A 17168-nucleotide genomic window follows, 5' to 3' on the forward strand; every position below is an offset into this window, starting at 1 on the left:
TCGACGACGGCCTGGACGAAGAGGACGACCTGCTGGCCGAGGCCGCCGCGTCTGACGCGGAGGACCCGGACGCGGGCCAGGCCCCGGTCCACCGCCTCGCAGGCGGCGATGGCGGCCTTGAGGTCGCCGGTATGGCCGACCATGTCGGGATTGGCGTAATTGGTGACGATCAGGTCATAGCCCTTACCGATGGCCTCGACAAACCGGTCGGTGACCTCGTCAGCCGACATTTCCGGCTGCAGATCATAGGTCGCCACCTTGGGCGATTTCGGCATGAACCGGTCCTCGCCTGCCCAGGGCTCTTCCTGGCCGCCATTCAGGAAGAAGGTCACATGGGGGTATTTCTCGGTCTCGGCCAGGTGGAACTGGGTCAGGCCCTGTTTCGCCACCCATTCGCCCAGCGTGTTGACGATGGCCGCCTTGGGATAGACCGTGGACATGAAGGCGTTATGCGCCTCGGAATATTCCACCATGCCCAGCAGCGCGGCCAAATCGGGGCGCGGGCCGGTGTCGAAGCCGTCAAAGCCCGGCTGCGCAAGGGCGGCGAGGACCTCGCGGGCCCGGTCGGCGCGGAAGTTCAGGCAGAAAAACCCGTCGCCCTGTGCGATGCCCGAATAGCCGGCGATCACCGTCGGCTGGATGAATTCGTCGGTTTCGCCGCGGGCATAGGCGGCAGAGACCGCCGTTGCCGCGCAGTCGGCGGGGCCGCCTTCGCCCTTGGTCATCGCCTCATAGGCGCGCTGCACCCGATCCCAGCGGTTGTCGCGATCCATCGCGAAATAGCGGCCGATCACGGTAGCGATGCGCGCCCCCTCGGGCAGTTGTTCGGCCAGCTGCGCCATGAACCCGTCGGCCGATTTCGGCGCCACGTCGCGCCCGTCGGTGATGGCGTGGATCGCCACCGGCACGCCGGCATCCGCCACCGCCTTTGCCGCGGCGAGGATATGGGTCAGGTGCCCGTGCACCCCGCCATCCGAGACCACGCCCATCAGGTGCGCGGTGCCGCCGCTGGCCTTCAGCCGGTCGATAAATTGCAGCAGGGCAGCATTTTCGAAAAACGAGCCGTCCTCGATGGCCAGGTCGATCTGCCCCAGATCCATCGCCACCACCCGGCCGGCGCCGATATTGGTGTGCCCGACCTCGGAATTGCCCATTTGCCCGCTGGGCAGGCCGACATCCGGACCATGGGTGATCAGCCGCGCGTTGGGGCCGGTCATGATCGCGTCGAAGGCCGGGGTTTTGGCAAGATGGGGCGCGTTGGCTGCGGTATCGTCCGAGATACCCCAGCCGTCCAGAATGCACAGCACCACGGGTTTGGGGGCGGTCATGCGGGGAGACTCCGGTTTGTCTGCTCGCCGGGTGTTCTAGCGGCTCGGCCCGCGAGAGGAAACCGGTTTTCCCGGAGCTGTGGCGGCGGGGTCGCGCGATTTGCGCAGGAAACGGATCGTCCGGCCACGCGCCTGCCTGCAGGATGGGCAGAAAAGGAGGTTCGAGATGATCCGCTTTACCGCCCTGCCCACCGACGAGGTGCGCGCCCTGCAATCCGGTGGCCCTGATGCCTATGGCAACACGCCCGAACGCGCGGTGTCCGATGGTGCCGGAAATCCCTGCCGCCATTGCCTGCAGCAGATCCCCGAAGGCGCGCCGATGCTGATCCTGGCGCATCGGCCGTTTCCGGCGCCGCAGCCCTATGCCGAGACCGGGCCGATCTTCCTCTGTGCCGAACCCTGCCAGCGCGGCGGCGGCACCGAGCTGCCCGCGGCGCTGGCCAGCCCCGATTACCTGATCAAGGGCTATTCGGCGCGGCACCGGATCGTCTATGGCAGCGGCGCGGTGGTGCCCACCGCCACCCTCCCCGCCCGCGCCGCAGCGCTGTTGGCCGATGGGCGGATCGCCTATGTCCACGTCCGGTCGGCGCGCAACAACTGCTATCAGGCGCGCATCGACCGGGCATAGCCCGGCGCTGCGACTCCGCGGCGCGGCGCGAAACGCATTGCGGGGCTTGCGGCAGATGCGGCGCTGGCACATAAACGGCTGCGACCGCAGCCACGAGGACAGCACCGTAATGACCATCGAAGCGCCGGAAACCAAGGTCGTGGACACCTACCGCATCGCCTGCGACGGCGGCGAGGGCGCGCTGGGCCATCCGCGCGTCTGGCTGAGCCTGTCGCATGAAACCGGCTGGGTCGAATGCCCCTATTGCGACTGCAAATACGTGCACCGGGATTTTGAGGGCAAGGTCTGAGCGGAGACTCTGCGGCAAGCGGGCCAGCCGGCGATTGACCGCCCGCCGCTCCGACCCGGCGCGGCAGCCGCCCTTCGCGCGGCCCGGTTTGCAGAGCCTAAACCAGACGATGCACCAGGTGTTCGCCCTCCAGCCCGTCCAGCCGCACCGGGACCGGCTCGGAAAAGCGGTGGTCGCCGCTGTCGCCCACCATCCGACGCGTCGCATCCGAGACCCGGATTTCGCCCGGCGCGGCCAGCGCGGTGATGCGGGCGGCCTTGTTGACGACGGTGCCGAAGAAATCATCCTCGGTCTGCACCAGCCTGCCGGTATGGATGCCGATGCGCAGGGCGATGGCCGGACCGTCCGAGCGCGCGGTGCTCTGTAGGATCGCCCGCGCCGCGTCCAGCGCCTGGCCCGGCTCGGCAAAGCTCGACATGGTGCCGTCGCCCAGCGATTTCACGAACTGTCCGCCGGATTCCTCGATGTGCTGGCGCAGCGCCGCGAAATGCCGGGAGATCTCGGCCGACCACAGCCGGTCACCCATCACCGAGGCCAGGCGCGAGGAATTGACGATATCGGTGAACATGATCGAGGCGAAGCCCTCGCGCTGGTCCAGCGAAAACCCCTCGCGCGCGGCGGCGACCAGATCGGCAATCGCGGTTTGTGCGCTGCCGACAAATTCCATATTCGGGAACGGCACCGAGCCGTGCCGGTGCACGATCTTCCACACCCCGTCCTCCAGCGCGAAGATCAGCGTCGTGCGCACGAAAAAGATTCGTTCGGGCTGGTTGGCGAAGACCAACTCATGCGTCAGGCAGGCCCAGCCGGTGTCGCCGTTTTCAAAGGCCTCGGCAAAGGTTTCCTCGTGTTTGAGAAATGCCGGGATCGCGCCGAAAAAATTGGCGATTCCCTCGCGCACCACCTGACCCGCCCAAAGTTCGCCGTCGCCGGTGCCGACAAAGCGCAGATGCGCGTGTTCGGAGAGCAGGTTGCGCAACTCGATCTGCCGCCGGTGCTGGATGGCGCCGATCCAGCGGCGGGCCACCGCCAGTATTTCCGCAGACGGCCGGGTCATCCGCACCGCACCCGCCGGGGCGGGATTGAACCGAGATTGCCTGCCTGACTGCGCAACCGCCCGCTCCGGAACTCTGCTTCCCCGCGTATCACGTGGCCGAGTTTGGCACGGATCGGGGGATTCGCGATAGGGCGGCGGGTTCGCGGGGCGCCGTGGCTCTGGGCACTGGCATCCGCCCCCGGATCGTGGCAGGACTGCTGCACCAGCGGCACGGGGGATCACGCGTATGACCACATTCGGCAAGGGCTGCCACCTGCACCTGATCGACGGCTCGGCCTTCATCTTTCGCGCCTTCCACGCGCTGCCGCCGCTAACGCGGAAATCCGACGGCCTGCCGATCGGCGCGGTGGCCGGGTTCTGCAACATGATCTTCAAGATGGTCGAGGACAACAAGGGCCCCGACGCGCCCACCCATGTCGCGGTGGTGTTCGACAAGGGCAGCCATACGTTTCGCAACGACATGTATGACCTCTACAAGGCCAATCGCGACGAGATGCCCGAGGATCTGCGGCCGCAGATCCCGCTGACCCGGCGCGCCACCGAGGCGTTCAACATCGCCTGCAAGGAACTGGAGGGCTATGAGGCCGATGACATCATCGCCACGCTGGCCTGCCAGGCGCGCGACGCCGGCGGGCGGGTGACGATCATCAGCTCGGACAAGGACCTGATGCAGCTGGTCGGCGACGGGGTCGAGATGCTGGACGCGATGAAGAACAAGCGCATCGACCGCGATGGCGTGTTCGAGAAATTCGGCGTGTTTCCCGACCGGGTGGTCGATGTACAGGCGCTGGCCGGCGACTCGGTCGACAATGTGCCGGGCGCGCCGGGGATCGGCATCAAGACCGCGGCGCTGCTGATCAACGAATTCGGCTCGCTGGAAGAGCTGCTGGACCGTGCCGGGGAAATCAAGCAGCCCAAGCGCCGCGAGACCCTGATCGAGAAGCGGGAACAGATCGAACTGTCCAAACGGCTGGTGCAGCTGGATTGCGACACGCCGCTGGATTTCACCCTGGACGACCTGGAGGTCCGGACGCCTGACAGCGAGACGCTGATGGCCTTCCTGGCCGAGATGGAATTCCGCACCCTGACCCGCCGGGTGGCCGAGACGCTGGGCGTCGAGGCGCCCGCCATCCCCGAGGCCACGGCCCAGCCCGAGGCCGCGGACAGCGCGGCGCCGGAGATGCCCGAGTTCGACAAGGCGGTCTATGACAGCGTCCGCGACACCGCCGCGCTGGAGAGCTGGATCGCGGCGATCCGCGAACGCGGCTATGTCGCCGTCGATACCGAAACCACCGGGCTGAACGAGATGACCGCCGAGCTGGTCGGCATCTCGCTCTGCGTCGAGCCGGGCCATGCCTGCTATGTCCCGCTGGCGCATAAGGACGGCGCTTCGGACGACCTGTTCGGCTCGGACGCGCTGCTGGAGGGGCAGATCCCGCTGCAGCAGGCGCTGGACCTGCTGAAGCCGGTGCTGGAGGATGACAGCATCCTGAAGATCGGCCAGAACATGAAATACGACGCCAAGATCTTTGCCCGCTACGGGGTGGAGGTGGCGCCGATCGACGACACCATGCTGATGTCCTATGCCATGCATGGCGGTGAACACGGGCATGGCATGGACACGCTGTCCGAGCGCTATCTGGGCCACACGCCGATCCCGATCAAGCCGTTGCTGGGCTCGGGTAAATCGGCGATCACCTTCGACCGGGTGCCACTGGACCAGGCGGTGACCTATGCCGCCGAGGATGCCGACATCACCCTGCGGCTGTGGCAGATCTTCAAGCCGCAGCTGCACCGCGCCCGCGTCACCACCGTGTACGAAACGCTGGAACGGCCGCTGGTGCCGGTGCTGAAGCAGATGGAAATGCACGGCATCCGCGTCGACCGGGACACGCTGAGCCGGATGTCGAACGCCTTTGCCCAGAAGATGGCCGGGCTGGAGCACGAGATTCACCAGCTGGCCGGCGAAGAGTTCAACGTGGGCAGCCCCAAGCAGCTGGGCGAGATCCTGTTCGACCGGATGGGCCTGCCCGGCGGCAAGCGCGGCAAGACCGGCGCCTATGCCACCGGGGTCGATGTGCTGGAGGATCTGGCCACCGAACATGACCTGCCGGCGCGGGTGCTGGACTGGCGGCAATTGTCCAAGCTGAAATCGACCTATACCGACGCGCTGCAAACCCATATCAACGCCGAAACCGGCCGGGTGCATACCTCGTATTCCATCGCCGGGGCCAATACCGGGCGGCTGGCCTCGACCGATCCGAACCTGCAGAACATCCCGGTGCGCACCGAAGAGGGCCGCCGCATCCGCGAGGCTTTTGTCGCCGCGCCGGGCAATGTGCTGGTCAGCCTGGACTATTCCCAGATCGAGCTGCGCATCCTCGCCCATGTCGCCGATATCGCCGAGCTGAAACAGGCTTTTGCCGACGGGCTGGACATTCACGCGCTGACCGCGTCAGAAATGTTCGACGTGCCCCTGGACCAGATGACGCCCGAGATCCGGCGCCGTGCCAAGGCGATCAATTTCGGGGTGATCTACGGCATTTCAGGCTTTGGCCTGGCCCGCAACCTGCGCATCCCGCGGGCCGAGGCGCAGGGCTTTATCGACCGTTATTTCGAACGCTTCCCCGGCATCAAGACCTATATGGACGACACCATCGCCTTCGCCAAGGAACACGGGTTTGTCAAAACCCTGTTCGGCCGGGTGATCCACACGCCCGAGATCAACGCCAAGGGGCCGCATGCCGGCTTTGCCCGCCGCGCCGCGATCAACGCGCCGATCCAGGGCACCGCCGCCGACGTGATCCGCCGGGCGATGATCCGGATGCCCGAGGCGATCGACGGGATGCCGGCCAAGATGCTGTTGCAGGTGCATGACGAATTGCTGTTCGAGGTGGCCGAAGACGCCGCCGAGGACACCATCGCGCGGGCCAAGACGGTGATGGAAAGCGCCGCCGACCCGGCGGTGAAACTGGCGGTGCCGCTGATCGTCGATGCCGGCCAGGGCGCCAACTGGGCCGAGGCGCATTAAGGCGCGCCCCGCGCCGTGGCGGCGAGCCGGTGCCGGTTATCCCGCGTCGCGCAGCACTTCCAGAAAGGCGGCGCCGAACCGTTCGGCACGCCGTTCACCCAGCAGGCGGGCCAGCGTGCCTTCATCGGCGGTGCCAAGCTGGGCCACCTTGGCCAGCTGCGCGGCGGAACAGCTGAGCGGTTTGTCGATGCCGTCGCTGCCGCGTGACAGCGCCGCCTGCGCCTCCAGCAGCCGGTCGTAAAGCGCGCCTTCGCTGCGCCCGGCCAGGCGGCGCCGGGCCGGATGCAGCTCTTCCGCCGCGCCGGTGATCACCGCCAGGAACTCGGCGCCGTAGCGTTCCAGCTTTTTCGCGCCGACCCCGCCGATGCGCGCCATCTGGTCCAGCGTGGTGGGCCGCTGTTCGGCCATCTCGATCAGGGTGCGGTCGTTAAAGATGATATAGGCGGGAACCGAGGCCGCCTCGGCCAGGGCGCGGCGCTTGGCCTTGAGCGTCGACAGCAGCGGCGCGTCCTCGTCCGACACCAGCGCCTTGACCGCAGGGCGGCGGGTGGCGGATTTCGCCAGCACGTCCTTGCGCAGCCGGATCTCGGCCTCGCCGCGCAGGATCGGCCGCGCGGCCTCGGTCATGCGCAGGGCGCCATGGCGTTCCGGATCGGGGCGCACCAGGTCGTGGCCCATCATCTGCCGGAACACCGCCTGCCACTGGCGGCGGTCATATTCGGTGCCGACGCCAAAGGTCGGCAGTTCGTCATGGCGGCGGGCGCGGATCTTGTCGGTCTGGGTGCCGGTCAGGATGTCGATCAGGTGGCCGGACCCGAAATATTCGCCTGTGCGCAGGATCGCCGACAGCGCCTTGCGCACCGCGGTGGTGCCGTCGAACAGCTCGGGCGGGGTGTCGCACAGGTCGCAATGGCCGCAGGGCGCCGGCTCTTCGCCGAAATAGGCCAGCAGGGTCTTGCGGCGGCAATCCAGCGCTTCGGCCAGGCCCAGCAGGGCATTCAGCCGGCCGTGATCGGCGGCGCGGCGTTCCGGTGGCGCCAGCCCCTCGTCGATCTGCGACCGGCGCAGGCGGATGTCGTCGGGGCCGTACAGCGTGAGCGTTTCCGCCGGGCCGCCATCGCGCCCGGCGCGGCCGATCTCCTGGTAATAGGCCTCGATGCTCTTGGGCAGGTCGGCATGGGCAACCCAGCGGATGTCGGGCTTGTCCACGCCCATCCCGAAGGCGACGGTGGCGACCACGATCAGCCCGTCTTCGCGCTGAAAACGGGTCTCGACGATGCGCCGGTCCTCGGCCTCCATGCCGCCGTGATAATGGCAGGCGGTGTGGCCCTCGTCGCGCAGCGCCTTGGCCAGCGTCTCGGTCTTGGCGCGGGTGCCGCAATAGACGATGCCGGACTGGCCGCGGCGGGCGGCGGCAAAGGCGAGGATTTGCTGGCGCGGGTTGTTCTTGGCGGCGAAGGCAAGGTGGATATTGGGCCGGTCAAAGCCGTGCAGAAAGGTGTCGGGCGCGGTGCCGTCGAACAGTTTCTCGACGATCTCGGCCTGGGTTTCGGCGTCGGCGGTGGCGGTGAAGGCGGCCAGCGGCACGTTCAGCGCGCGCCGCAATTCGCCGATGCGCAGGTAGTCGGGGCGGAAATCATGGCCCCATTGGCTGACGCAATGGGCCTCGTCCACCGCGATCAGCGAGACGCCGATGCGGCGCAGCATCGCCATGGCCGAGCCGGCCAGCCGTTCCGGTGCGAGGTAGAGCAGTTTCAGCCGCCCCTGTTCCAGCGCCGCCCAGACCGCCTCGGTTTCTTCCGGGGTGTTGCCCGAGGTCAGCGCGCCGGCCTCGACCCCGGCCTCTTGCAGGGCGCGGACCTGGTCGCGCATCAGCGCGATCAGCGGCGAGATCACCACGGTGACGCCGTCGCGCAGCATCGCGGGCAGCTGGAAGCACAGCGATTTGCCGCCGCCGGTCGGCATGATCGCCAGCACGTTGCGCCCGGCGGCCACCGCCTCGACAATTTCGGCCTGGCCGGGGCGGAAGGCGTCGAATCCGAAGACATCGCGCAACAGCGCATCGGCGGCGGGCATCGGGAGGGTGGCCTCGTTCTGGGTCTGACTGCTCTAGGCCCGCACCTTCACATACTAAGAATCGGTGAACAAGGCCCGGAGGACCACATATCTAGTAGAACGCGCCGATATTGTTCATGAGGATGATCCGCAGGGCCGCGACCGCGATCAGCACCACCAGCGGCGCCAGGTCGATGCCCCCCATTTCCGGCAGCAGCCGGCGCACCGGCGCATAGATCGGCTCCAGCAACCGTTGCAGACCCTCCCAGATCTGGCGCACCAGCGGCTGGTGCAGGTTCAGCACCTGGAAGTTGATCAGCCAGCTCATGATCACATGCGCGATGATGATGAACCAGACGATGTTCAGGATCAGCATCAGAATCTGGAAAAGTGACACCATCGGCCGGCCCCCTGTGCAAACGCTTTTCACCTAAGGATCGATGCCGCAAAGAGCAAGCCCCGCCGCGACTTAAACCGCGACCTAAAGCTTGATTGAATCCGCCGGCCCTGTTCTATCTGGGCACGAAAACGGGCAAGAGGCGGGCATGGCAGGGATTTCGCGGCGCAAGCGCATCTGGGGCTGGTGGTTTTTCGACTGGGCCAGCCAGCCCTACCACACACTGCTGGTGACCTTCATATTCGGCCCCTATTTCGCCGGGGTCGCCGCCGAATATTTCCTCACCACCGGCCTAGACGAACAGGCGGCGGATGCGCGGGCGCAAAGCGTCTGGTCGCTGTGCCTGGCGGTGACCGGGCTGATCATCGGCTTTGGCGCGCCGCTGATCGGGGCGCTGGCCGATATCACCGGACGGCGGATGCCCTGGATCATGGCGTTTTCGCTGATGTATGTGGTGGGCGCCTTCGGGCTGTGGTGGACCCTGCCGGACGCCTCGACCATGTGGGCGATGCTGATCCTGTTCGGCATCGGCTTTGTCGGCGCGGAATACGCGCTGATCTTCATCAACGCGCAATTGCCCGACTTGGGCAGCCAGCAGGAGATCGGCAAGATCTCGGGCTCGGGCTTTGCCTTTGGCTATCTCGGCGGGCTGGTGTCGCTGGCGCTGATGCTGGCGCTGTTTGTCGAACAGGGCAATGGCAAGACGCTGGCCGGGCTGGACCCGGTGCTGGGCCTGGACCCGGCGGCCTCGGAAGGCACCCGGTCGGTCGGGCCGTTCACCGCGATCTGGTTCGCGGTGTTCATGATCCCCTATTTCCTGTGGTTCCGCGACCCGCCCCGCAGCGGCCGGCGCGCCAGTTTTACCGCGGCGCTGCGGCTGGTGATCGACTCGATCACCGCGCTGCGACAAAGGATCAGCCTGGCCGCCTATCTCGGCTCGTCGATGTTTTACCGCGACGCGCTGAACGGGCTGTATGGCTTTGGCGGCGTTTACGCGCGGCTGGTGCTGAACTGGGAACTGACCGCCATCGGCATCTTCGGCATCGTCGCGTTGATCTCGTCGGCACTGTTTTCATGGGTTGGCGGCCGGCTGGACACCCGGTTTGGGCCGAAACCGGTGATCACCGGCTCGATCTGGGTGCTGATCCTGGTCTGCGTGGTGATCGTGTCGATGTCGCGCGAGGCGATCTTTGGCATCGCGCTGGAACCCGGCTCTAACCTGCCGGATCTGGTGTTTTTCGGCTGTGGCGTGCTGATCGGCGGAATGGGCGGCATGCTGCAATCGGCGAGCCGTTCGCTGATGGTGCGCCATGCCGACCCCGAGGCGCCGACCGAGTCCTTCGGGCTGTACGGCCTGTCCGGCCGGGCCACCGCCTTTGTCGCGCCGGCGCTGATCGGGCTGGTCACCGCGGCAAGCGGAAATGCGCGCCTGGGCGTGTCGCCGGTGATCGGGCTTTTCGTGATCGGGCTGGTTCTGCTAGTCTGGGTCAAAGCCGAAGGAGACCGGACCCGATGACCCTTGCGCGCCTGTTTGCCTGCCTGATGCTGGTTGTGACATTGGCCGCCCCTGCGGGCGCGCAGACCCTGGCCAAGCAGCTGTTCGGCGCCAAGGACTCCGCCTCGGAGCATCGACCGGCGGCGATTGGCAGCTATGCCAAGGGCTGCGCCGCGGGGGCGGTGCAACTGCCGGAAACCGGGCCGACCTGGCAGGCGATGCGGCTGAGCCGCAACCGCAACTGGGGGCTGCCCGACACCATCGATTTCATCACCGATCTCAGCCGCTTTGCCGCCCGTCTGCCGGGCTGGAACGGGCTCTACGTGGGCGATATCAGCCAGCCGCGCGGCGGACCGATGCTGTCGGGCCACCGCAGCCACCAGTTGGGGCTGGATGCCGATATCTGGATGCTGCCGGGCACCCGCATGGACCTGTCGCGCCAGCAGCGCGAGAATATCTCGTCGATTTCACTGCGCCGCGCCAATGGCGCCTATGTCAATGACAACTGGACGCGCCAGCATCACGAGCTGCTGAAGGCGGCGGCCAGTGACAGGCGCGTGGCGCGGATCTTCGTGTTTCCCGGTGCCAAGGTGCAGATGTGCAAGGATGAGACCGGCAACCGCCGCTGGCTGCGCAAGATCCGGCCGTGGTGGGGGCATCACTATCACTTTCACGTCCGCCTGAGCTGTCCGCGCGGCATGCGCGCTTGTGTCGACCAGACGCCGCCGCCGCCCGGCGATGGCTGTGACGAGGCACAGGCCTGGGTCAACAACATCCTGAACCCGCCGCCGCCCGATCCCAACGCGCCCAAGCCGGCACCGCGCCGCGAATACGTGCTGGCCGATCTGCCGGACCAATGCGCGGCGGTGCTGCAGGACTGATCGCAGCCCCTGCCACGCTGCCCCTTGCCAAGATGATGCGAACCGGCTACGAGCCGCGCTGCTCTGGCGCCGTGCCGGGGCCAAGTCGCCGCAACCTTGTCAAAACGGGCATGATCAGATGAACCGCACCCATATTCCCGGCATTCTTGCCATGGCCGCCATTGTCGTGGCCTCCAACATTCTCGTCCAGTTCCTGTTCGGCCAATGGCTGACCTGGGGCGCCTTTACCTATCCGCTGGCCTTCCTGGTGACCGACGTGATGAACCGCGTCTATGGTGCCGGCCCGGCGCGGCGCGTGGTGTTCGCCGGTTTCCTGACCGGGGTGATCTGTTCGCTGATCGGCACCCAGATCATGGGCGAATTCGGGCCGCTGGTGACGTTGCGCATCGCGCTGGGCTCGGGCCTGGCCTTCCTGGTGGCGCAACTGCTGGACATCTCGGTGTTTTCGGCCCTGCGCGGCGGCCGCTGGTGGCGCGCGCCGCTGGTGTCGACGCTGGTGGGCTCGTCGGTGGATACCGCGCTGTTTTTCACCATCGCGTTTTCCACCTGGCTGAGCGCGCTGGAGCCCGGCAACGATGTCAGCTGGGCCAACGAGGCGCTGCCGCTGCTGGGCGCCGGACCGGTGGCGCCGCTCTGGGTGTCGCTGGCGGTGGCGGACTGGGCGGTGAAACTGTCGCTGGCGCTGCTGGCGCTGATCCCCTTCCGGCTGATCGTGCGGCGGTTGCAGCCCAGCCTGGCCTGACAGGCCGCGCCCCAAAGCCGGGGCGCGGTGCCGGCCGCAACGACCCTTAGAGAAACAGGAAATCGTCGTAATAGCCGGTATAGTCGAAAGGATTGACCAGCTCGACAAAATCCTCGCGCGTCAGGTCCGAGGCGGCGACCTTGTTCAGCAGCGCCAGGTCGTTGCCGTCATGCGAGATCATCGCGCCATTGGCGGTGTCGCGAATGCTGAGATCGGAAAACACCAGGTTGTCGCTGTTCGTTCCGCCAAGGACAAAATCGAATCCGATCAGCCCGAGGAAATCCTCGCCATCCTTGAAATCGCGGATGCGCACGAAGTTTTCGCCGCCGAGGCCGGTGAAGGACAACGCCTCCAGCACGAACAGATCCTTGCCCTTGCCGCCTTTCATGTCGTCGCGTTCGGGGGTGAAGGCGCCGAAACCGGCGCTGCCGACCAGGATATCGTCGCCACCGCCGCCGTTCAGCTTGTCATCGCCGGTGCCGCCGATCAGCAGGTCGTTGCCGCCCCGGCCCAACAGCAGGTCATTGTCGGCGCCGCCATCGAGGTGATCGCCCTTGCCGCCACCGCCGATCTTGTCATTGCCGCCGCCGCCGTGGATCTGCGCCACCACCCCGCCCAGGCCGACGCGGAAATTGTCATTGCCCTCGGTGCCCAGCAACACCTCGATATTGCGCAGCGTGTCGACATCGCCATTCGGCTTCTCGATCATCCGGACGGCGCCGGACTTGGTCATCTTCAGCCCCCCCGAGAGGGCCGCATAGGACACCGAGTCATAAGTGTTGCCGCCGAAATAGCTGTCATTCCCCATCGAGGCATAGACCGTGTTGGCAGAATCGTTGAGGCGGAAGATATCGTCGTGCCGGCTGCCCCCCAGCGAGGTCGCGTAGACCGGAACCGTCTTGGTGGTGCTGCCCTCGATGGTGATGTCATAGCGCAGATCGTCCAGCAGTTTGTCCAGCTTGGCGCTGGCGCCGCTGGTTTTGAGATAGCTGGAAAAGGCATCGACAACCGCCTTTTGGGTGACCGCGCCGGCTTCGAAATCGGCCTCGATCAGCGTTTTGGTCGCCCCCGCATCCGGCCCGGTGATGGTAAAGCCGGTGGCAAAGCCGCCGGCACTGGTCACCGTCACTTCCATTCCCGAAAAGGCATCGGTGAACTTGGTGCTGCTGCCCGAAGTCGATTGGGTTGTCGCGCCCCGCAGCGCCTGCGCCAGGATGCTTTCCCAAGCGGTGGAGTAAGTTAAGCGCATGATCGCTTCTTCCTGAAGCGTCAAGGTAAGTGTGCTGACCATCTTGGCCCCCCTTAAAATATTGAATCGGCGTAAAATATTCGCTGCGCCGTGCGTGCAGCCTCTCACGCCGCCCGGTACCGGTCAATCATTCCGGCATCGGATGCGGGCTGCGGCCCGGACTCCCCGCTGCCTCAATCTTAGGCAATTTCGGCACAGCCCGGCGGCGATGTGATGCTGGGGCGGGAAATTTCATTTGACTGACTGGCCGGCATCGTCAAACTGATCTCAACAGCAACCCAAAGAAAGGAGGTGATCCAGTGTCGAGAAAGGTATTGGAGAAAGGTGTCGGGACAAGACAGGAGGCCACCTGCTGAGGCAGCCCTGGGCGGTTCGGCCGCCTGTACCTGATCTGGACCAGGTCTAACCGACCCCACCTCCAGGAAACTTTCGATAAGGGCCGCTCCGTTTCGGGGCGGCCCTTTTTGACGGCTCGTCAATGGGTTACACTTTCGCCATGTTACGCATCACCGATCAGATCGCGCTGGCCGACTGGGAACTGACGGAACAGTTCATCCGCGCCTCGGGGCCGGGCGGGCAGAATGTGAACAAGGTCTCGACCGCGGTCGAGCTGCGCTTTGAGGCGGCACGCTCGCCGCATCTGCCGGGCCCGGTGAAAACCCGGCTGAAACGGCTGGCCGGGCGGCGCTGGACCCAGGAGGGCGCCATCGTGATCCGCTGCGACGAAACCCGCAGCCAGGCCCGCAACCGCGAAATCGCCCGCGACCGCCTGGTCGAGCTGATCCGCGCCGCGCTGGTCAAGCCGCGCCGCCGCATCCCGACCAAGCCGACCCGCGCCTCGATCCGCCGCAGGCTTGACGAAAAGACCCGCCGGGGTGACATAAAGGCGCTCAGGGGGCCGGTGAAAGACAGCTGAGCCCCGCAGATAGTCGGGAAGGACAGCCATGCGACTGAACGGAAAAACCGCCATCGTCACCGGCGGCGCCTCGGGCTTTGGCGCCGGCATCGTGCGCAAGTTCGTCGAGGAAGGCGCGCAGGTGATGATCGCCGATCTCAACCTTGAGGGCGCCGAGGCGCTGGCGGGCGAACTGGGCGCGGCGGCGCGGGCGCAGCAGGTCGATGTCTCGTCCGCCACCTCGGTTGCGGCCATGGCCGAAGCGGCGCTGGCCGCCTTTGGCGATCTCGACATCCTGGTCAACAATGCCGGGATCACCCACCTGCCCAAGCCGATGGACACGGTCACCGAAGAGGAATTCGACCGGGTCTATGCGGTGAACATGAAATCGGTCTACCTGACCGCGCAGGCACTGGTGCCGGGGATGAAGGCGCGCGGCCGTGGCGCCATCCTCAATGTCGCCTCCACCGCCGGGCTGTCGCCGCGACCGCGGCTGAGCTGGTACAACGCCTCCAAGGGCTGGATGATCACCGCCACCAAGGCGATGGCGGTCGAACTGGCGCCCGAGGGCGTGCGCGTCAACGCGATCTGCCCGGTGGCCGGCGAAACGCCGCTGCTGAAATCCTTCATGGGCGAGGACACGCCCGAGACGCGCGCCAAGTTCCTCGCCACTATCCCCATCGGCCGGTTCTCGACGCCGCAGGACATGGGCAATACCGCCTGCTTCCTTTGTTCGGACGAGGCCGGCATGATCACCGGCACCGCGCTGGAAGTTGATGGCGGCCGCTGCATCTGATCCGGTGGCCGCGGCGGCCCCGGCTTTGCCGCTTGCGCTCAATGCTCCGCAGGTGAAGGCGGCGCGCGCAACCGCACGCAGTGCCAGAAGGAATGCGCCGCAGGCGCGCAATTTAGCAACGGAGAGCGCCCGCGCATGATCCCCGGCCCAAGGAACCTGATCACCGATATTTCCGGCCTTTCGGTCGGCAACGCCCAGGATGGCGTGCTCAAATCCGGGGTTACCGTGCTGACCGCCGAGACCCCGTTTACCGCCTCGGTCCATGTCATGGGCGGCGCGCCCGGCAGCCGTGAAACCGACCTGCTGGCACCGGACAAGACGGTGGCGGCGGTGGATGCGCTGGTGCTGTCGGGCGGCTCGGCCTATGGGCTTGATGCCTGTTCCGGCGTCACCGACGGGCTGCGCGCGCAGGGGCGCGGCTATCGCATCGGCCCGGCGGTGATTCCGCTGGTGCCCGGCGCGATCATTTTCGACCTGCTGAATGGCGGCGACAAGGACTGGCAGGACAATCCCTATCGCGCGCTGGGCCGGGCGGCGCTGGAGGCGGCGGGCCCCGACTTTGCGCTGGGCACCGCCGGGGCCGGCACCGGCGCACTCAGCGCGATGCTGAAAGGCGGGCTCGGCTCGGCCTCGCTGGTGCTGGAAGAGGGCATCACCGTGGGCGCCCTGGTGGCCGCCAACCCGGTGGGCAGCGTCACCACCCCGGGCGATCGGCATTTCTGGGCCGCGCCTTATGAGATCGGTGCGGAATTCGGCGGGCTGGGGCCGGATCCGCAGGCCGGGCTGGGCCGTGCGCTGGAGAGCCGCAAGGCGGCGCTGTTGCAGGCGGCGGGCGAGACGCGCGCCAACACCACCATTGCCATCGTCGCCACCGATGCGGCACTGAGCAAGGCGGAATGCCACCGGCTGGCCACCGCCGCGCATGACGGCATCGCCCGCGCCACGTTGCCGGCGCATACGCCCGGCGATGGCGACCTGGTTTTTGCGTTGTCCACCGCGGCGCACAAGCCGGAATTGCCTGAACAGAGCCTGTTTCGCATCGGTCATGCCGCGTCGCTCTGCCTGGCGCGGGCGATTGCGCGGGCGGTCTACCTGGCCAGCCCGGCCCCGGGTGACCTGTTGCCCTGCTGGGCCGATGGCGCGGCAAATCGTGGCAGTTGACTTGGGCCGCGGCGCCGCCAGGTAATGGCCCCGACCGCGCAAGCTGTTTGATGAGGGTAAGATGACGCGTATTTTGGCACTGATGTGCACCGCGCTTCTGGCGGCAGGCCCGGCGCCGGCCGCCGAGTCCGGCGGTGACGCCGCCAAGGGCGAGGCCGAGTTCCGCAAATGCCGCGCCTGCCATTCGATTGTCGGTGGCGATGGCGAGGTGATTTTCCGCGGCGGCCGCAACGGGCCGAACCTGTGGGGCGTGGCCGGGCGCCAGGCCGGCAGCCTTGCCGATTTTAACTACAGCCCCGACATGGTCCGGGCGGGTGAGGCCGGGCTGGTCTGGTCCGAGGCGGAATTCCGCCGCTATACCCAGGATCCGCGCGGCTATCTCGGCGATTATCTGGGCGATGACGGGGCCAAATCCTACATGACCTTCCGGCTGAAATCCGGGGCCGAGGATATCTGGGCCTATCTGGTCAGCGTTGGCCCGGACGCCGCCGGCGAATGAGGCGAAACCCGGCGGCAGGCGGGCTGCGGCCTTTTGCATCCTGTTGCCGGTCGCGCCGGTCGGGTACACGAGGTGCAATCCCGCAACCGTGGTAACCTGTTCCCCGCGCAGGGGTGTGTGACATGAGCGAACTGATCCAGGCCTGGGACAATGGCACCCTGGTCCCGACCGAAAAACTTGCAGCCCATCGTGACGGCCGGAGGCACCGGGCGGTGTCGGTTTTCGTGTTTCGCGGCGCCGAGATCCTGCTGCAGCGCCGCGCCCTGGGCAAGTACCACACGCCGGGCCTGTGGGCGAATACCTGCTGCACCCATCCCGGCTGGGGCGAAGAGCCCAGCGACTGCGCCGTGCGGCGGCTGAACCAGGAACTGGGGATCACCGGGCTGTATCCCGAATACCGCCACCAGCTGGAATACCGTGCCGATGTCGGCGGCGGCATGATCGAACACGAAGTGGTCGACGTGTTCCTGGCCCATGCGCGGCGCGACCTGCAGGTCACGCCCAACCCGGACGAGGTGATGGAGATCCGCTGGACCGGCTATCACGACCTGCTGGCCGAAGTCGCCCGCCACCCCGAACGGTTCACCCCCTGGCTGAAGATCTACCTGGACGGCCATGCCGACCAGATCTTCGGCCCCGACCTGATCATGGCCAGCCAGCGCTGA

16 protein-coding genes are annotated in these 17168 nt (G+C 66.7%); 11 read left to right on the forward strand and 5 right to left on the reverse strand.

Annotated features, from left to right (window positions below; translation table 11 throughout):
- Positions 1 to 1328, reverse strand: a 1328-nt coding sequence (gpmI, locus tag CVM52_RS09575) for a 2,3-bisphosphoglycerate-independent phosphoglycerate mutase (RefSeq protein ID WP_100162288.1), incomplete at its 3' end; no start/stop codon positions are given.
- Positions 1329 to 1494: 166 nt separating this feature from the next.
- Between gpmI and CVM52_RS09580 the strand changes: the two genes are divergently transcribed.
- Positions 1495 to 1956, forward strand: a complete 462-nt coding sequence (locus tag CVM52_RS09580) for a DUF1203 domain-containing protein (RefSeq protein WP_100162317.1) — start codon at positions 1495 to 1497, stop codon at positions 1954 to 1956.
- Between the two features lie 109 nt (positions 1957 to 2065).
- Entirely contained in the window at positions 2066 to 2245 is a 180-nt protein-coding gene (locus tag CVM52_RS09585) for a zinc-finger domain-containing protein (protein WP_100162318.1), read from the forward strand.
- Positions 2246 to 2342: 97 nt separating this feature from the next.
- On the opposite strand, the gene CVM52_RS09590 is transcribed toward CVM52_RS09585, so the two are convergent.
- Complete coding sequence (locus tag CVM52_RS09590; protein ID WP_100162289.1) at positions 2343 to 3302, reverse strand: adenylate/guanylate cyclase domain-containing protein; 960 nt, start codon at positions 3300 to 3302, stop codon at positions 2343 to 2345.
- 226 nt (positions 3303 to 3528) lie between these two features.
- Between CVM52_RS09590 and polA the strand changes: the two genes are divergently transcribed.
- Entirely contained in the window at positions 3529 to 6333 is a 2805-nt protein-coding gene (gene polA / locus CVM52_RS09595) for a DNA polymerase I (protein ID WP_100162290.1), read from the forward strand.
- A 36-nt stretch (positions 6334 to 6369) separates the two neighbouring features.
- Here polA and recQ read toward each other — a convergent pair whose 3' ends face one another.
- Both recQ and CVM52_RS09605 read right to left on the reverse strand, forming a co-directional pair.
- The gene (gene recQ / locus CVM52_RS09600; protein ID WP_100162291.1) at positions 6370 to 8409 is read right to left on the reverse strand and encodes a DNA helicase RecQ; all 2040 of its coding nucleotides are present in this window, start codon (positions 8407 to 8409) and stop codon (positions 6370 to 6372) included.
- 91 nt (positions 8410 to 8500) lie between these two features.
- Positions 8501 to 8788 (reverse strand): YggT family protein, encoded by a 288-nt coding sequence (locus CVM52_RS09605; protein WP_100162292.1) that lies wholly within the window; start codon positions 8786 to 8788, stop codon positions 8501 to 8503.
- Positions 8789 to 8933: 145 nt separating this feature from the next.
- Between CVM52_RS09605 and CVM52_RS09610 the strand changes: the two genes are divergently transcribed.
- The 3 genes from CVM52_RS09610 to CVM52_RS09620 all read left to right on the forward strand — a co-directional run bounded on the left by CVM52_RS09610 (position 8934) and on the right by CVM52_RS09620 (position 11903).
- Positions 8934 to 10301 (forward strand): MFS transporter, encoded by a 1368-nt coding sequence (locus CVM52_RS09610; protein WP_100162293.1) that lies wholly within the window; start codon positions 8934 to 8936, stop codon positions 10299 to 10301.
- Positions 10298 to 11161: a penicillin-insensitive murein endopeptidase gene (mepA, locus tag CVM52_RS09615; protein ID WP_100162294.1), complete on the forward strand. Its 864-nt coding sequence runs from the start codon at positions 10298 to 10300 to the stop codon at positions 11159 to 11161. The genes CVM52_RS09610 and mepA overlap by 4 nt, the downstream gene beginning before the upstream one ends.
- A 118-nt stretch (positions 11162 to 11279) precedes the next feature.
- Positions 11280 to 11903 carry a queuosine precursor transporter gene (locus CVM52_RS09620; protein ID WP_100162295.1) on the forward strand — a complete coding sequence of 208 codons (624 nt, stop codon included), beginning with the start codon at positions 11280 to 11282 and terminating at the stop codon, positions 11901 to 11903.
- Between the two features lie 46 nt (positions 11904 to 11949).
- On the opposite strand, the gene CVM52_RS09625 is transcribed toward CVM52_RS09620, so the two are convergent.
- The gene (locus tag CVM52_RS09625; protein WP_100162296.1) at positions 11950 to 13194 is read right to left on the reverse strand and encodes a calcium-binding protein; all 1245 of its coding nucleotides are present in this window, start codon (positions 13192 to 13194) and stop codon (positions 11950 to 11952) included.
- A 454-nt stretch (positions 13195 to 13648) separates the two neighbouring features.
- Here CVM52_RS09625 and arfB point away from each other — a divergent pair, with 454 nt between their 5' ends.
- The 5 genes from arfB (at position 13649) to idi (ending at position 17168) form a co-directional block, all read left to right on the forward strand.
- A complete protein-coding gene (arfB, locus tag CVM52_RS09630) occupies positions 13649 to 14068 on the forward strand; it encodes an alternative ribosome rescue aminoacyl-tRNA hydrolase ArfB (protein WP_100162297.1) in 420 nt (139 codons plus the stop codon).
- Between the two features lie 28 nt (positions 14069 to 14096).
- The gene (locus CVM52_RS09635) at positions 14097 to 14843 is read left to right on the forward strand and encodes an SDR family oxidoreductase (protein ID WP_100162298.1); all 747 of its coding nucleotides are present in this window, start codon (positions 14097 to 14099) and stop codon (positions 14841 to 14843) included.
- 135 nt (positions 14844 to 14978) lie between these two features.
- Positions 14979 to 16004, forward strand: a complete 1026-nt coding sequence (locus CVM52_RS09640; RefSeq protein WP_100162299.1) for a P1 family peptidase — start codon at positions 14979 to 14981, stop codon at positions 16002 to 16004.
- 61 nt (positions 16005 to 16065) lie between these two features.
- A complete protein-coding gene (locus CVM52_RS09645; RefSeq protein ID WP_240620923.1) occupies positions 16066 to 16503 on the forward strand; it encodes a c-type cytochrome in 438 nt (145 codons plus the stop codon).
- Positions 16504 to 16625: 122 nt separating this feature from the next.
- Positions 16626 to 17168, forward strand: a complete 543-nt coding sequence (gene idi / locus CVM52_RS09650) for an isopentenyl-diphosphate Delta-isomerase (RefSeq protein ID WP_100162301.1) — start codon at positions 16626 to 16628, stop codon at positions 17166 to 17168.

This window comes from Pseudooceanicola lipolyticus (assembly GCF_002786325.1).
Classification (GTDB): Bacteria; Pseudomonadota; Alphaproteobacteria; order Rhodobacterales; family Rhodobacteraceae; genus Pseudooceanicola_C; species Pseudooceanicola_C lipolyticus.

Excerpts from the sequence above, each read along its gene's own strand:
- CVM52_RS09580 (WP_100162317.1), top strand. The coding sequence starts at position 1,495 with ATGATCCGCTTTACCGCCCTGCCCACCGACGAGGTGCGCGCCCTGCAA.
- CVM52_RS09585 (WP_100162318.1), top strand. The coding sequence starts at position 2,066 with ATGACCATCGAAGCGCCGGAAACCAAGGTCGTGGACACCTACCGCATC.
- CVM52_RS09590 (WP_100162289.1), bottom strand. The coding sequence starts at position 3,302 with ATGACCCGGCCGTCTGCGGAAATACTGGCGGTGGCCCGCCGCTGGATC.
- polA (WP_100162290.1), top strand. The coding sequence starts at position 3,529 with ATGACCACATTCGGCAAGGGCTGCCACCTGCACCTGATCGACGGCTCG.
- recQ (WP_100162291.1), bottom strand. The coding sequence starts at position 8,409 with ATGCCCGCCGCCGATGCGCTGTTGCGCGATGTCTTCGGATTCGACGCC.
- CVM52_RS09605 (WP_100162292.1), bottom strand. The coding sequence starts at position 8,788 with ATGGTGTCACTTTTCCAGATTCTGATGCTGATCCTGAACATCGTCTGG.
- CVM52_RS09610 (WP_100162293.1), top strand. The coding sequence starts at position 8,934 with ATGGCAGGGATTTCGCGGCGCAAGCGCATCTGGGGCTGGTGGTTTTTC.
- mepA (WP_100162294.1), top strand. The coding sequence starts at position 10,298 with ATGACCCTTGCGCGCCTGTTTGCCTGCCTGATGCTGGTTGTGACATTG.
- CVM52_RS09620 (WP_100162295.1), top strand. The coding sequence starts at position 11,280 with ATGAACCGCACCCATATTCCCGGCATTCTTGCCATGGCCGCCATTGTC.
- CVM52_RS09625 (WP_100162296.1), bottom strand. The coding sequence starts at position 13,194 with ATGGTCAGCACACTTACCTTGACGCTTCAGGAAGAAGCGATCATGCGC.
- arfB (WP_100162297.1), top strand. The coding sequence starts at position 13,649 with ATGTTACGCATCACCGATCAGATCGCGCTGGCCGACTGGGAACTGACG.
- CVM52_RS09635 (WP_100162298.1), top strand. The coding sequence starts at position 14,097 with ATGCGACTGAACGGAAAAACCGCCATCGTCACCGGCGGCGCCTCGGGC.
- CVM52_RS09640 (WP_100162299.1), top strand. The coding sequence starts at position 14,979 with ATGATCCCCGGCCCAAGGAACCTGATCACCGATATTTCCGGCCTTTCG.
- CVM52_RS09645 (WP_240620923.1), top strand. The coding sequence starts at position 16,066 with ATGACGCGTATTTTGGCACTGATGTGCACCGCGCTTCTGGCGGCAGGC.
- idi (WP_100162301.1), top strand. The coding sequence starts at position 16,626 with ATGAGCGAACTGATCCAGGCCTGGGACAATGGCACCCTGGTCCCGACC.